Here is a 15,190-nt window from a genome sequence, read left to right as displayed (position 1 = left end):
TGAAATCGACGGTGTCGGCTTCGGCGGGGGGACGATCGGCGGAGCCGGCGGACGAGACGAACGGGAGTTAGTCGTCGCTCGGGCCGACCGCTGGATCAGGATCGGTGGAATTCTCCGCGGGGATGTCGAACAGCGGACTCTGCTCGCCGGGGACGAACGTGTTGAGCAGCAGGGCCGACAGCGCGGTCATGATGACGGGTTCGCCGAAGAACGTCTCGGCCGCGGTCGGCAGGCCGGAGAGCGCCTCGGGGGTCGTCGCGACGCCGAGTCCGAGACCCAGCGAGACAGCGACGATAACCATATTGCGGCGGTCGAGGTCGGTGTGCAGGACAATCAGTCTGACGCCGCTGGCGGCGACCATGCCGACCATGAGCAAGACTGCGCCCCCGAAGACCGCGCTGGGAATCGTCGTGACGGCGGCCCCGACTTTCGGGCTGAGTCCGAGAATCGCGAGAATCACGCCGCTGATGCCGACGACGTGACGGCTCATCACACCGGTGAAGTTAACGATGCCGACGTTCTGGGAGAACGACGTGATCGGAAACGCGGCGAAGACGGCGCCGACCGAACTCAGGAGACCGTCGTTGAACAGCCCGCCGCGGAACTCCTTATCCGTCGGATTTCGCCCTTCCGCGGCCGTAACGCCGGACATATCGCCGACGGTCTCCATCGCGGAGACGAGAAAGAGGAAGGCGAAAACGACGATGGCGATCGGTTCGAACTCGAAGCCGAACCGGGTCGGCGAGGGGACGGCGACCCAGGCCGCCTCGCCGATCGGCGAGAAGTCGACCAGCCCGAACGCGACGGCGACGACGTAGCCGATGGCGATTCCGGCGAGGATGCTCAGCAGTCGCGCGATGCCTCGAGTGAACAGGTTGAGGCCGACGGCGATGGCCAGGACGAGTGCGGCCAGACCGATGTTGTGAAGCGCGCCGTAGTCGTCTGCTCCGACGCCGCCGGCGGCGTAGTCCATGCCGACGGGGATGAGATAGAGGCCGATGATGACGACGACGAGTCCGGTGACGAGCGGCGGGAAGAAGGGTTTGATCCGTTTGAACTGCCAGCCGATGAGTCCCTCGACCGCGAATCCGGTGACGAGAATGGCCCCGAAGACGGCGGCCATACCGTAGTCGATTCCGATCGTCACCGCCGCGCCGACGAACGTGAAACTCGACCCCATCACGATTGGGAGGCGCGCGCCGACGGGACCGACGGTGTACGCCTGGACGACCGTTGCCAGTCCCGAAAACAGGAGGACCATCTGTACGATGTAGGCCGTATCGGCGCCGCTGAGGCCGACGTCGCCGGCGACGATGAACGCCACCGCCGTCGCCGGGACGATCATGACCGCGACGTGTTGTAAGCCGAGGAGGACCGACTTCGGCCACGGTGGCTTGTCGTCGAGTCCGTACTCCAGTTGAATACTCCCGTCCGTTTCGTTCGACATGCTATGGCCGCCACGTTGCGGATCACCCATCAAAAAGATTCGTATATGAGCGTATATCGGTGCTCCGAACGGCTCCGGTTACCCATGAATGTGTATAGGTGAACGCACCGTGGCGACACGAGACAGGCGCTCGCCGTCGTCCGTTCTCCCGGGAACAGTCAGTGAACAGTCACTTCACCGTCCTCGACGGTGATGTCGATGAGGCTCGTCGCCTCGAACGCCGTCTCGTCGAGCGCGGACGGCCCCACCTTCCGCATGACAACGACGATATCCTCGATCTCAGCGCCGATGTCGTCCAGTGCAGTACAGATAGACGCCAGCGTGCCGCCCGTCGAAAGCATGTCGTCGACGATGAGGACGCGGTCCCCCGCTTCGACGTCGTTGATGTACATTTCTGACTCCGAGTAGCCGGTCTGCTGGTGCAACGAGACTTCGCCCTCGAGCCCGTACGGTCGCTTGCGGATCACGACCAGGGGGATGTCGGTCTGGAGCGAGAGCGCGGTCGCGAGGTGAATGCCCATCGCCTCCGGAGCGACGATCTTGTCGACGTCCAGATCGGCCGTTTGCATGACCTCGATAACGACCTCCCGCAGGAGGGCCGGGTCGAGCATCGGCACGCCGTTACTGATCGGGTGAACGAGGTACTCGTAGCCGTCTTTGTCGATGATCGGCGCGTCGTCCAGCGAGGCGAGGAGTTTCTCCATGCTGCTGATTGGGCGAATCGCGGCAAAAACGGTTCGTTCTCGCGTCTGTTCCGAACCGATTCACCTCCCGCGTCCTCGAGACCGAGTCGTCCGTCCGCGGCCGGTCACTCGAGGGAAACGTCGCGTAGTTCGATTCGGTTCGCCTCCGGCACCGACTCGCTCGAGAGTCCGTACTCGCCGCGCTCGACCGTCGTCTCGTCCTCGTCGCCGGTGAGAACGATCACGCCGTCGGCGAGCATCGGTGCGAGAACGCCCGCGATCACGGCTCGAGGATCCGCGAGGGAGTCGCGAACGACGACGCGGTCGCCGGCCTCGAGTCCGTGTGCCTCGACGATTTCGCTGGCCGCCTCGAGCGCATCTCCGTGACTCACGTTCCGTTCGCCGTCAGTCAGAAGGACCGTCTCGAGATCGACATCCAGCGGCGGGAAGGCGGGGTTCTCGCTCCAGACGCCGGCGTCGAAGTGGTGAATGTCGGGTTCGTCGGGTTTCTGCCCGTAGCCGACCCGCTGGGCCCCCCGCGGGAGGGTGTACTCGTCGGACTCGAGAGTAGCAACGGGAGCGACGAGCGCGCGGAAGTCCTCCGCCTCAGCGAGATCCATCGGCGGCTCGAACCGCGTCGTCCCCTCGAGGAGCGTCGTGCCGAAAAAGGCGAGCAGGGGGAGCGGTCCCTCGCCGACGATGCCGACGGTGACATCCGTGCGGACGCCCGCGTGCCGAAGGAAGTTCCCGGCCTTCCAGGAGGTCGTACATAGCCAGTGATTGTCGAACTCCCGGCCCGTCGCGTCCACGAGCGCCGTGCGGTCGTCCCGGAGTTCCCGCGTGAGTAGATCGTCCACTGTCTCGGCGGTCATGTGCGTAACTCGAGGCCGGGTCGAAAAAAGGTCGCCGACTCGAGGCGACGCGATCGCGGTCAGTGGCCGCCATACGTCGGGACTCTCTCCCCGATAGCCGTCTCAGTCGTCCGCCGCCGCGGGCGCGGCGTCCTGGTGGTCGATCTCGGTCCCGAGGCAGTCGAGGAACTCGGCGAGCCACTCGGGGTGGTCGGGCCAGGCCTGTCCAGTCACGAGGTTCCCCTCGCGCGTGACGCCGTCCGTCCAGTCGCCGCCCGCGATTCGGACGTCGGCCTCGAGCGCGGGATAGCCGGTACAGGTCCGTCCCTCGAGGACGTCCGCGGCGGCGAGAATCTGAACGCCGTGACACAGCGCGGCGACGGGTTTGTCTTCCTCGAAGAAGTGACGCGTGATATCGAGCACCTCGTCGTACGTCCGGAGGTACTCGGGCGCGCGGCCGCCGGGAACCACGAGCGCGTCGTAGTCGGCGGGGTCGACCGCGTCGAAGTCGTGATTCAGTTCGAAGTTGTGCCCCGGCTTCTCGGTGTAAGTCTGGTCGCCCTCGAAGTCGTGGATCGCGGTCGGGCAGGTGTCGCCTTCGCCCTTTTCGGGACAGACGGCGTGGACCTCGTGGCCGACCATCTCGAGCGCTTGGAACGGAACCATCACTTCGTAGTCCTCGACGTAATCGCCGGCGAGGAGCAGGATTTGGTGTGACATTGGAATTCCCACATATCGATTCGACGACAGCCGTCATAGGTTGTGTTGGATGACACCATGACACTCACGATGTCGAATACGATCGATCTCCCTGCATTCTATTCGCCGAAGGGGCGGTCGAAGTCGGGGATGCTCGAGGATTACTCCGTTCGGGACGCTCGATAGCCATCGATAGATTCGGTGAGAAGGTAGGCGACGAGCGTGAGGCCGATGATCGCGGTTCCGATCGACTCGATTTCGACGGTGGCGACGGTTCGGTCGCCCCAGTAGGTAATCACCGCCCCCGTGGTGAAGAGCACCGCGAGCAACGTCACGTACCGCCACCGTGACGCGACCGGCACCATCCCGTCTTCGCCGCGGACGGCGAGATAGAAGTGTGCCCCGCCGAGTACGACTCCGTAGAACAGCAGAAACGCCGGGACCGACGGGACTGGACCGTCGGTGGCGGCATCGACTGCGAGCAGACTACCGAACGCCAACCCGACGGCGACGAGGTGGACGGCCGTCTCGCGGGATATCATACTCAAACAGTACCGACGGACAGAATAACTCTTGTGAAATGCTCAGGACAGTATCAGTTTCTCGCCTCGAGCCGCGGTACGAGGTTACAGAGGTGGGATCCGGCGACCCCACGAACTCACGGCCTAAAACGCCCGCTTGATCTTCTCGAAGAAGCCTTCTTTGACCTCGATCTCGTCGCCGCCGGCTTCGGCGAACGCCTCGAGCGCGTCGCGCTGGTCCTCGTTCAGGCTGTCTGGAGTGACGATCTGGACCTGCACGAAGAGGTCGCCGTGCCCGCGACGACGGAGGCGGGGCATCCCCTTGCCCTCGAGGCGGAACGTCTCGCCGCTCTGGGTCCCCTTCGGAATCTCGAACTCGGCAGCGCCGTCGAGGGTGGGCACTTCGACGGTGTCGCCGAACGTCGCCTGCGGGAACGAGATGGGGAGTCGATACTGGAGGTCGTCGCCCTCGCGTTCGAACTCCTCGTGCTCGCGGATCGAGACGTCGATGAGCAGGTCGCCGTGACGACCGCCTTCGGGACTGGGTGCGCCCTCGCCTTCCATTCGGAGCGTCTGGCCCTCCTGAATGCCCTCCGGGACGTCGACGGTCAACGAGGCCTCGTTCCGGACGTAGCCCTCGCCGCGACAGTCGTCGCAGCTCTCGGAGTACAGCGTCCCGTCGCCCTCACAGCGGGGACAGGCCGTCGTCTGCTGGACGCGACCCAGCGGCGTCTGCTGGACCTGGGTCACCTGGCCGCGACCCTGACACTCAGGGCAGGTCTCCGAATCCGCGTCGTGCGGATGTCCCTCGCCCTCGCAGGTGTCACACTCCTCGGGTCGTTCGACGGTGAATTGCTTTTCGACGCCGTCGTAGGCCTCCTCGAGGTCGATCCGGAGCTCGGTTCGCAGATCCCGTCCCTTTCGCGGCCGACGACGACCGCGGCCGCCGCCACCGCCGCCGAAGACCTGTTCGAAGATGTCGCCAAGGCCGCCGCCCATGCCACCACCGCCGCCGCCCATACCACCGAACGGTCCGCCGCCCATCCCGCCGGCGCCGCCCGCCTCGCCGGCGTCGAAGCCGTGTTTTTCGGCCTGTTCGTAGCGGTCGTGGCCCATCCGGTCGTACGCCTTGCGCTTTTCCTCGTCCGTGAGGACCTGCTTTGCCTTCTGGATCCGCTTGAACTTTTCTTCGGCATCGGGGTCGTCGCTGACGTCCGGATGGTACTCCGTGGCCTTCTTCCGGTACGCCTGTTTGATGTCCTCGGTCGACGCATCAGGGCTCACGCCGAGTGCGTCGTAGAAGTCCTCGCTCATTCGTTGTCAAACCGATACTCGGTTGAGGCACTTGAAACGAACGTTCCGAACGTACCTTTTTCCGCCTCGGGATTCCTCGCTTCGCGAGGAACCACTCGGCGCAAAAATCTACGCTAAAAAGGCCGCTCGCTCCCGTTGGTCGCTCGCGGTTGCAGTGCTTGTGTCTCACCCGCAGCGGTAATACCACCGCAGACACTGTTCGTCCATCGAGTGATGGGACGAACCGAAGGAGACGACTTACTCGTCGTCTTCTTCGTCCTCGACTTCGTCAGCGATATCTTCGAAGTCAGCGTCAACGTACTCCTCGCCGTCGTCGCCGCCGGCCGCAGCGCCGTCTGGGCCTGGGTTCGGTCCGCCACCCATGCCACCGGGGCCTGCGCCAGCCGCACCGCCGGCCGCGCCGCCTGCGGCACCGCCAGCGCCCGCCGCGCCGGCCTCCTGGTAGATCTGCTTGCCGATCTCCTGGAGCTCCTTGCTCAGGTTCTCGGTCGCGGCTTCGATATCGTCGGCGTCCGCGTCGGTGTCGTCGATGGTCTCCTCGAGATCTTCGACGGCGGCCTCGATGTCGCCGCGGAGGTCGTCGTCGACATCCTCGTTCTCTTCGAGCAGGGTTTCGGCGCGCTGGATCGTGGCTTCGGCCGTGTTGCGGGCCTCGATGCGCTCGCGCTTTTCCTTGTCCTCTTCGGCGTGTTTCTCGGCTTCGGCCTGCATCTTCTCGATCTCGGTGTCGGAGAGTCCGGCACCGCCCTCGATAGTGATCTCCTCGCTTTCGCCGGTCCCTTTGTCCTCGGCGCTCACGTTGACGATCCCGTTCTCGTCGATGGAGAACGTGACCTCGATCTGTGGCGTGCCCGCGGGGGCCGGCGGGATGCCGGTCAGGTGGAACTCGCCGAGCATTTCGTTTTTCTCGGCCAGTTCGCGCTCGCCCTGGAAGACCCGAACCTGCACGGAGGTCTGGTTGTCCGCCGCCGTGGTGAAGATTTTCGACTCTTCGGTCGGAATCGTCGTGTTCTTCTCGATGAGTCGCTCGAAGAGGCCGCCCTTGACCTCGATACCGAGCGAGAGCGGCGTGACGTCGAGCAGCACGATGTCGTCGACCTCGCCGCCGAGGACGCCGCCCTGAATCGCCGCGCCCAGCGAGACGGCCTCGTCGGGGTTGACGTTCTTCTGGGGTTCCTTGCCAGTCAGATCCTCGACTTTCTCTGCGACCTGGGGCATTCGGGTCGAGCCACCGACGAGGAGGACTTCGTCGATATCTTCTTTCTCGTAGCCCGCGTCCTCGAGCGCCTGCTCGGTCGGCTCGACGGTGCGATCGATCAGATCGCTGGTGAGCGACTCGAACTTGGCTCGCGTCATCGATTCCTCAAGGTGGATCGGGCCGTCGTCGGTCGCCGTGATGAACGGCAGGTTGATCTCGGTCTCTTTCCGACTCGAGAGTTCGATCTTGGCCTCCTCGGCGGCGTCTTTGAGCCGCTGGAGGGCCTGTCGGTCGTCGCGGAGGTCGATGCCGTGTTCTGCCTCGAACTCGTCGGCGAGCCAGTCGATGATTGCTCCGTCCCAGTCGTCGCCACCGAGGTCGTTGTCACCGTTCGTTGCGACGACTTCGTAGACGCCGCCGCCGAGATCGAGAATAGAAACGTCGAACGTACCGCCACCGAGGTCGTAGACGAGCACGGTCTGGTCGGAATCGTCGTCAAGCCCGTAGGCCATCGACGCGGCCGTCGGCTCGTTGATGATGCGCTCGACCTCGAAGCCGGCAATCTCGCCGGCGTCTTTGGTCGCCTGGCGCTGTCGGTCCGAGAAGTACGCAGGGACCGTGATGACGGCCTTTTCGACCTCGTCGCCGAGGTAGTCTTCGGCGTCGCGTTTGATCTTCTGGAGGATCATCGCCGAGATCTGTTCCGGCGTGTACTCCTCGTCGTCTACCTCGACGGTATAGTCTTCCTCGCCGATGTGGCGTTTGATCGAGGCGATCGTCTTTTCGGGGTTCTGAATCGCCTGATTCTTCGCCGGTTTGCCGACGAGTCGCTCGTCGTCGTCGGTAAAGGCGACGACGGAGGGTGTCGTCCGTTCGCCTTCGGCGTTGACGATGATCTCCGGATCGCCACCTTCCATCACCGCGAACGCGCTGTTCGTCGTCCCAAGGTCGATTCCGAGAATTTTGTTGCTGGCCATCGTGGCAGGCTATTGTGCGCACTTTGTTTTAAAGGTTACTAGGCAGTATCGTGAGGCGAATAAAATCCACTCAAACGCCCGTGAATGGCGGGAGCAGCGGCTGCAACGACTCGAGTATATTCGACTTTGGCCACGATAATATGATGTCGGTCGTCGAGAATGATCCGGCGATAAGCGGCCGACTGCTCTTTCAGTTGGCAGTTTCGTCGGAGTCGGTGGAGCTGTCCCCTTCGGCGTCCGCGGACTCGTCGCTCGCGATGTCGCCACCGAGTTCGATCGCTGGCTCCTCGTCCTCCCCATCAGCCGATTTCTCGGCGTCGTCGGCAGCCACACCGTCATCGTTCGAGTCCACATCCGCGTCTGACGTTTCGGACGCTTCCTCGGTCTCCTCGCCGCCGTTCTCGCCATCGTCGCCGCTCTCGTTCGGCGTCGTCTCTTCTTCGGCCTCGAGTTCGCCGTTCGAGACCGTCACCTGCGCGTTCTGGATGACCTTGTCGCCCATCTCGTAGCCGGGCGTGTAGACGTCGGCGACGGTCCCCTCCGGTTGGGCGCTGTCGACCTGCATCATGACCTCGTGGCGCTGTGGGTCGGTCGCCGTGCCGGGGTCGGGATCGATCTCCGAGACGTTCTCGTCCTCCAAGATGCGGTCGAACTCCCGTTTCGTCATCTCGACGCCCTGCCGGAGGCTCTCCGCGTCGTCGCTGTCCTCCTCGAGCGCGCGTTTCAGGTTGTCTCGAACGCCGAGCAGTCGTTCGACGAGATCCTCGGTCGCTCGGTCTTTGATCTGCTGTTGGCGCTTTTTGGCTCGCTTCTTGTAGTTCTGGAAGTCGGCCTGCTTGCGCTTGAGGCGACTTTTCAAATCCTCGACCGTCTCCTCGTGTTCCTCGACCTGTTCCTCTCGAGTTTCGAGTTCGTCCTGTAGCTCGCCGATGGTCTCAGCCTGTTCCTCGACGCGCTCGGAGAGATCCTCGAGTTCCTCGCGCTGGTGGGCGACGGTGCCGTTCAGGTCGCGAGCCTCGTCGACGATGGCGCTGACCTGGTGGGCGAGTTCGTCGTCGTACTCGGTCACGTCGTCGAGCAGTTCCTGAATGTCCTCGCTCGTCTGGGGCGGCGCGGACGGTTCGCTGTCGGATTCCTCGACGGTGTCTGCCGCACCGACGCTCGAGTCGTCTCCGTCAGATTCGGCGTCGCCAGCAGGGGCGGATTCGGCGTCCGACCCGTCCGCGTCCACCGAGGCGGAGTCGCCGTCGATCATCTCGCCGTCGTCGGATTGCTCCTCGGACGGGACACTCTGGGCTGAAGAGTTCGTGCCCTCGTCTTCGCTCATGTGCCAGTCAAGGAACACCGGTAATAAAAGGGTTGAGGTAGGGGTCCGACGGCCCCCGATTTTTGCCCTCGGCCGTCGATGCCCTCCGACCGTATTCGCGGACTCGTTTCGACTGCGTTCGTCGTCCCAACTGCCGCCATCGCTATCCCGACAGTATTTGTTCGCCCCGCTCGGATCGGTCACCGTGACGCGGCCACGCGACGAGCGGACGGATCCGGAATCGATCGCGCTCCGCTACGAGGACGGCACCGTCAGAATCGACGGACTCGGGGAGGCGTCCGTCTCCCCATCCTTCCTCCGGGAGTCGGTTCTCGACCTCGAGCGCGACCCGCGGACCGACGGCTGGCGCGTGCCGGGGTTTCGGTACGCGGCGCTTCGAGCAGCGCTGCTGGACGCTGTGAGCGTCTCTGATCGAATCGACGACCGCGTGCTCGCCCTCGACTCGCTCCCGCCGCTCCGGTCGGCGTACGAACTTCGCGCGTATCAACAGGAGGCACTCGAGACGTGGCTCGAGACGGATCGGTGGGGAGCGAACGCGGCGGACGACGACCCGATTACTACCGCGCCCGCGGGGGTCCTCGAACTCCCGACGGGGAGCGGAAAGACCGTTATCGCCCTGAAGGCGATCGAACGGCTCTCGGTCCCGACACTCGTCGTCGTCCCGACGATCGACCTGTTAGAGCAGTGGCAGCGTGAACTGGACCGTGAGTTCGAATGCGATATCGGCCGCTTCGGCGGCGGCGAACAACGCCTCGAGTCGATCACGGTCTCGACGTACGACTCGGCGTACCTGAAAGCCGATTCGGTGGGCGACCGCTTCGGCCTCGTCGTCTTCGACGAGGTCCACCACCTCGGCGGGGAGGGCTACCGCGAGATCGCTCGCCTGCTCGCCGCGCCCGCACGACTTGGGCTCACGGCGACGTTCGAGCGTCCGGACGACGCCCACGAGATCATCGAAGAGATCGCCGGCCCGCTGATCCACCGCGTCGACGTCGACGAGTTGGCGGGCGACCACCTCGCGAATTACGACCTGAAGCGACTCGAAGTGGCCCTCACGTCCGACGAACGCGAGGCGTACGAGCGAGCCCAGGAGACGTTTACAAACTATCTGGCACGCTCGGGGATCAACATGCAAAGCGGTTCGGACTACCAGGAACTCGTCAAACGCTCCGGCAGCGACCCCGAGGCGCGCGAGGCGTTGCTCGCCCGCCAGCGCGCTCGCGAGATCATGTACGGCAGCGAGGCCAAACTCGAGGCGCTCGCGGACGTTCTGGACGACCACCGCGAGGAGCGGACGATCGTCTTTACGGCCCACAACGACCTCGCGTACGACGTCAGCGAGCGGTTTTTGATCCCGACGATCACCCACCAGACGGGAGTCGCGGAGCGTCGAGAGGTCCTCGAGCGGTTTCGCGACGGGACGTATACCCGAATCGCGACCTCGAACGTGTTGGACGAGGGCGTCGATGTCCCCGACGCCTCGGTCGCGGTCGTCCTCTCGGGCAGCGGGAGCGAACGGGAGTTCGTCCAGCGGTTGGGGCGAATTCTGCGCCCGAAGGCCGACGGGAGCCGGGCGGTTCTGTACGAGGTCGTTTCGGCGGACACGAGCGAGGAAGGCGTCTCGAGTCGTCGACGAGACGGAACGTAGCTCCGTGAGTAGCCCCGTAGAGTACACTCGTCGTTCGATTCGCGGGACGTGAAAGCTCCGCTAACGAGGGGAAGAGCCAACAGAACGCCCTGTTTCGATCGGGATCGGCTCCATCCAAATCGGTGTGTCGGTCCGTTCACACCGCCTCGGCTACTCGCTACTGAGCAGCCGCCGGATGGCGATTGCCGCATCTTCGAACGCGTTGACGTCCATGCTATCGGCCGTCAGGATCACTCCCGCGTCGTCTTGCAGGACTCTGATGACGAACCCGTCGTCGTGGAACCGGATGGTGAACTCATAGGGACCGATACTCAAGCCATCCCCGCGCTCGGCGGTTGTCGTTCGAACGGGGACTTCCGCGAAACCGACTCGTTCGAGTTCGACCAATTGCTTCTTATCCGGCCGTGCCGCGTCGGGGGAATCGTAGAGGCCCTGACGGAGATAGATGATGTCGAACGACGACGGTGTAAAGTAGATGATGCTTCGGAGCGTGTCACCGAGGCTAGTACGTGCGACGCTCGCGAGTTCAGTCGCGGTGTCGGTACTGATGTCCGTGCGATACGTTTCGTTTATCATCGAGTCCTAGAGGCGTCGTACGATATCAAGCGTTTCGCTCACAGATGTCACAGCGGCCAGCGCACAGGACGAGTCGTCTCGAGCGATTCGGGTCGCTGTCGCTGCCGACCGACGAGGGCCGGGTCGCGTTCGGGAGACAATTGATATAGCTCGGTGGTGTGAGACGAGTGTGACCGATCACGATCATCCGCCTCGAGAGTCGGACGCGTGGAACAACCCGGACTTCTGCCCGTTTTGTGGTCACGGGCTCTCGGACGGCGGTCCAGGGTTCATTGACCACGTCGAGAACGACGAGAACGAGGCCTGTCGAGACCGCTTCGAGCAGTGGCGAGAGAACGTCGCTGACGACATTGGTGGGGAATGGGGCGGGTAGCGAAACGTCCGCGGTCGCCCCGCCGAGACCGAGAGCACTCGAGACGGTACGGTTGGCTCACTCGAACTCGGGTAGTACCTCTTCTCCGAACGCCTCGATGAACGTCTCCTGATTCGTATTGACGTTATGGACGAACACCCGCTCCACGTCGAGTTTGAAATCGGTCTCGAGCCACGCAACGTGCTCCTCGAGGTCCGACGAAACGCGGACGTTCTCCGCGACCTGTTCCTCGTCGACGGTCTCCGAGAGGTCGTCGAACTGCTCGGGTGTCCGGAGCTCCTGGGTTACCGGGCCCGGCACGCAGTTGGTGTGCCACTGCTCGTAGGCGCCCTCGAGTGCGGCGTCGTCGCTGTCGTCGTAGGAGTGCTGGGCCTTGAGGAAGACCGGTTTATCGGGCGCCTTTTCTTTGAACGCCTCGACGCGAGCCGCGTCGTCCTCGTGATCCGGCGTCGCGATCGTGATCATCCCGTCGGCCCACCCGGCGAGCCACGCCGCGGTCTCCTCCGACAGTGCGGCGCCGATCAGCGGCGGGGCTGTCTCGGGTCGCGAGTAGAGTTGGGCCTGTTCGACGTCGACCCGGCCGTGGTGGGTCACCTCCTCGCCGTCCCAGAGTCGGCGCATGACGTCCGCACACTCCTCGAGGCGGGCGTTCCGCTCGCGCTTGACGGGCCAATCGGTGCCTGTGATCCCCTCGTTGAGCAACTGCCCGCTGCCGACGGCCAGCCAGAACCGCTCGGGGTACATCTCGCGCAGCGTCGCCGCGCTCTGGGCGATGATCGCGGGATGGTAGCGGTAGCCGGGCGCGTTGACCGTTCCGAAGGTCATCTCGGTCGCCTCGAGCGCTGACCCGAGCCACGACCAGACGAACCCCGACTCGCCCTGGCGCTCGCTCCAGGGGTGGAAGTGATCCGACGCGAGGGCGTGGTCGAACCCCCGCTCGTCCGCGAGCGTGGTGTACTCGAGGAGGTCACTCGGCGCGAACTGTTCGTGCGAAGCGTGGTAGCCGATCTTGGTCATGATCTGTCTCCCTCGTCTGCAGTACGAGTCTCATCGCGACCGTGCGTGATCGTCGTCGCGACTTCGGCTGCTCGGGTGCGTTTCGTGAGTACGCCTTCCCGGTTGCAGCCCGTCTTATCCGTAGGCGAACCCGCCGTCTGCGGGTTCGTCGCCTGCACGGTCGGTACCTCCACAAAACGCTACTTAGTTCCACGGCGTGGTGCTGCTTGACTCGCGGTCGACGTTCCGCCACAACTGGCCGATTCGATAGTGTAGCGGTCGATGTCGGTGGAACGAGCGGGCTCAGGTCTGGTGCCGTCGGAACAGCGGCGTCGCCGCACTGCTCTCGCGTTCCTCGGGCGTAGCGTCCTCAATATCGCTCGCACTCGCGAGGTAGATCGCGCTGTTGAGCAGGCCGATGTGGCTGAACGCCTGCGGGAAGTTCCCGAGGAAGGTTCCGTCTTCGTCGTGGATCATCTCCGAGAGGAGGCCGAGCGAGGAGGTGTGCTCGAGGAGCTGTTCGAAGATCTCGTTGGCCTCCTCGAGTCGCCCGGAGAGGACGAGCGCGTCGACGAGCCAGCACGAGCAGATAACGAATCCGCCGGGTTCTCTCGGCCGCGCGGGGCTGTCGGCGAATCGGTAGACGAGTCCGTCGTCGGTCGTCAACTCCTCGAGGATCGTATCGATCGTGTTCTGGACGCGCTCGTCGTCGGCCGGCAGGAAGTCATAGATTGGGAGCAGCAGCGCGGTCGCGTCCAGCGCGTCGTCGGCGTCGAAGAACTGGACGAAACTGCCGCGCTCCTCGTCGTACCCGCGCTCCTCGATCGCCGTCCGAATCGCCTCGCGTTCCCGCTCCCAGCGCTCGATCGGGCCGTCGCGGTCGTACTCCTCGGCCAGCCGGAGCGCGCGGTCGAGGGCGACCCAGCACAGCAGCTTCGAGTGGACGAAGTGTGCCTCGAGGTCGCGAAACTCCCAGAGGCTCTTGTCCTGTTCCTCCCAGTGCTCGCAGACGTAGCCGGCGAGGGCGCGAATCGACTCCCAGTCGTACTCCGAGAGCCCGTTCTCGTAGCGGATCGTCTCGTAGATCCCCTGGATGATCGTGCCGTAGATGTCCAGTTGCACCTGGGTCGCCGCGGCGTTGCCGATTCGTACCGGCGTCGACTCCCGATAGCCCGAGAGGTGGTCGAGACACTCCTCCTCGAGGTTCGATTCGCCGTGGAGACCGTACAGCGGCTGGATTTCTTCGGGCGTTTCGTGGCCGATCTCTCGGAACCACTCGAAGTAGCGGTGGGCCTCCGTGGACTGGCCGGCGTTCTGGAGCGCCTGAATCGTGAACTTCGCGTCCCGGATCCAGTTGTACCGGTAATCCCAGTTGAGTTCGCCGCCGATCTCCTCGGGAAGCGACGTCGTCGGGGCGGCGACGATCGAGCCGGTCTCGTCGTGGATCAACAGTTTGAGAACCAGCGCGGATCGAACGAGGGCGTCTCGCCACTCCTCCTCGAACTCGAAGATGTCCGTCGCCGACTCCTCGCAGCCGTCGAGCCACGTCCGCCAGTAGTCGATCGTTCCCTGGAGGTGTCCCTCGTACTCCTCGACGGATCGCCGGTTCGGGTCTCCGTACTGGAGAGAGAGCCACCGGGTCTCGCCCGCCTCGAGCGCCACCGTGGCCGTCGCGGTCGAGTCGACCGGGTCGATCTCGAGGTCGATATCGCCGTGAAGGTAGAGTGCTCCGTCCTCGTGGTCGTGCAGTCGATCGTCCTCGGGAGCCGGCTCCTGGCGGTCGGCGTTCGCCGAGTCGGCTTCGTCCTCGCCCGCTTCGGTCGCGACGATATCGCCGCGTTCAGTCCGCTCGAGGGCTGTCGGAACCCGCGCGTAGCCGAACCGAGGCTCGAAGACGACCTCCATCTCGACGGTTCCCGACACGGCCTCGATTTTGCGGTAGATGGCCCGTTGTAGTCGTTCGTCGGTCTCGCCGTCTTCATTTTCTGGTTCGTCGCCGTCGTCTTCGTTTTCCCCGTCGCGAACCGCGTCAGGCCCCGGTACGGGCATGAAATCTGTCACCGTCGCCGTTCCGCCGTCGGTTTCGAACGTCGTCTCGAGGACGTTCGTTCGCTCGACGTACTGGTGGCTCGCCTCGTACTCAGCGGCGGGTCGAACGGCAAACCGGCCGCCGTCCTCGCTGTCGAGAATCGAGGCGAACACGCTGGGCGACTCGATGTGGGGGACGCAGTACCAGTCGATCGAGCCGTTTCGACCGACGAGCGCGCACCGATCGTCGTTACCGATAACACCGTAGTCGTCGATCGGGAGAAATTCGTCGTCCATGTGTCGAAGAGCGTATTGTAATCCGATTTGCTACTGGTCGACTCCGTTCGGTCGGACGATACGACCGATTCGACGCGGACCGGCAAAAGTGTGATTTACGACGGGCGGACAGTCCCGTCGCGAACACTGTCTCGGATCCGATTCGCCCGCGTCGGTCGACCGTCAATCGGGCTGCCGTTTCGCCGTCAGCGATCGCGTCGCTCGTGTCACCGTAATATCGCTGCCTGAACGGTGGCGGTTCTGTGTCCAGTTCGG

General features: G+C 64.2%; 13 protein-coding genes. 2 read left to right on the top strand and 11 right to left on the bottom strand.

The annotated features are described in order from the left end of the window. Positions 1 to 67: 67 nt before the first annotated feature. The 8 genes from NATTI_RS0120175 to grpE form a co-directional block, all read right to left on the bottom strand. Positions 68 to 1,447: a uracil-xanthine permease family protein gene (locus tag NATTI_RS0120175; protein WP_006088006.1), complete on the bottom strand. Its 1,380-nt coding sequence runs from the start codon at positions 1,445 to 1,447 to the stop codon at positions 68 to 70. Between the two features lie 158 nt (positions 1,448 to 1,605). Then, positions 1,606 to 2,151 (bottom strand): hypoxanthine/guanine phosphoribosyltransferase, encoded by a 546-nt coding sequence (gene hpt / locus NATTI_RS0120170; protein ID WP_006088007.1) that lies wholly within the window; start codon positions 2,149 to 2,151, stop codon positions 1,606 to 1,608. A gap of 104 nt (positions 2,152 to 2,255) precedes the next feature. Then, a complete protein-coding gene (locus NATTI_RS0120160; RefSeq protein WP_006088008.1) occupies positions 2,256 to 3,002 on the bottom strand; it encodes a hypothetical protein in 747 nt (248 codons plus the stop codon). 102 nt (positions 3,003 to 3,104) lie between these two features. Beyond that, positions 3,105 to 3,701, bottom strand: coding sequence for a DJ-1/PfpI family protein (locus NATTI_RS0120155; RefSeq protein ID WP_006088009.1), 597 nt, complete (start codon positions 3,699 to 3,701; stop codon positions 3,105 to 3,107). A gap of 140 nt (positions 3,702 to 3,841) precedes the next feature. Next, the gene (locus NATTI_RS0120150) at positions 3,842 to 4,222 is read right to left on the bottom strand and encodes a hypothetical protein (protein WP_006088010.1); all 381 of its coding nucleotides are present in this window, start codon (positions 4,220 to 4,222) and stop codon (positions 3,842 to 3,844) included. A 123-nt stretch (positions 4,223 to 4,345) separates the two neighbouring features. Next, positions 4,346 to 5,515 carry a molecular chaperone DnaJ gene (gene dnaJ / locus NATTI_RS0120145; RefSeq protein WP_006088011.1) on the bottom strand — a complete coding sequence of 390 codons (1,170 nt, stop codon included), beginning with the start codon at positions 5,513 to 5,515 and terminating at the stop codon, positions 4,346 to 4,348. A 237-nt stretch (positions 5,516 to 5,752) separates the two neighbouring features. Further along, positions 5,753 to 7,690 (bottom strand): molecular chaperone DnaK, encoded by a 1,938-nt coding sequence (dnaK, locus tag NATTI_RS0120140; RefSeq protein WP_006088013.1) that lies wholly within the window; start codon positions 7,688 to 7,690, stop codon positions 5,753 to 5,755. A 190-nt stretch (positions 7,691 to 7,880) separates the two neighbouring features. Next, positions 7,881 to 9,017, bottom strand: coding sequence for a nucleotide exchange factor GrpE (gene grpE, locus NATTI_RS0120135; RefSeq protein WP_006088014.1), 1,137 nt, complete (start codon positions 9,015 to 9,017; stop codon positions 7,881 to 7,883). Positions 9,018 to 9,201: 184 nt separating this feature from the next. Here grpE and NATTI_RS0120130 point away from each other — a divergent pair, with 184 nt between their 5' ends. Next, positions 9,202 to 10,665, top strand: a complete 1,464-nt coding sequence (locus NATTI_RS0120130; protein WP_193787777.1) for a DEAD/DEAH box helicase — start codon at positions 9,202 to 9,204, stop codon at positions 10,663 to 10,665. A gap of 150 nt (positions 10,666 to 10,815) precedes the next feature. Here the strand turns inward: NATTI_RS0120130 and NATTI_RS0120125 are convergent, their stop codons facing one another. Then, positions 10,816 to 11,241 (bottom strand): DUF7522 family protein, encoded by a 426-nt coding sequence (locus NATTI_RS0120125; RefSeq protein WP_006088016.1) that lies wholly within the window; start codon positions 11,239 to 11,241, stop codon positions 10,816 to 10,818. A 169-nt stretch (positions 11,242 to 11,410) separates the two neighbouring features. On the opposite strand from NATTI_RS0120125, the gene NATTI_RS0120120 reads away from it, so the two are divergent. Further along, the gene (locus NATTI_RS0120120; RefSeq protein ID WP_006088017.1) at positions 11,411 to 11,614 is read left to right on the top strand and encodes a DUF7501 family protein; all 204 of its coding nucleotides are present in this window, start codon (positions 11,411 to 11,413) and stop codon (positions 11,612 to 11,614) included. A 57-nt stretch (positions 11,615 to 11,671) separates the two neighbouring features. On the opposite strand, the gene NATTI_RS0120115 is transcribed toward NATTI_RS0120120, so the two are convergent. Next, a complete protein-coding gene (locus NATTI_RS0120115) occupies positions 11,672 to 12,631 on the bottom strand; it encodes a TIGR03885 family FMN-dependent LLM class oxidoreductase (protein WP_006088018.1) in 960 nt (319 codons plus the stop codon). 282 nt (positions 12,632 to 12,913) lie between these two features. Continuing rightward, entirely contained in the window at positions 12,914 to 14,935 is a 2,022-nt protein-coding gene (locus tag NATTI_RS0120110; RefSeq protein ID WP_006088019.1) for a glycoside hydrolase family 15 protein, read from the bottom strand. Positions 14,936 to 15,190 lie beyond the last annotated feature (255 nt).

Source organism: Natronorubrum tibetense GA33 (assembly GCF_000383975.1).
Lineage (GTDB): Archaea > Halobacteriota > Halobacteria > Halobacteriales > Natrialbaceae > Natronorubrum > Natronorubrum tibetense.
Note: the sequence above shows the minus strand (reverse complement) of the source record. Positions and strands in the feature narration are given on the sequence as shown.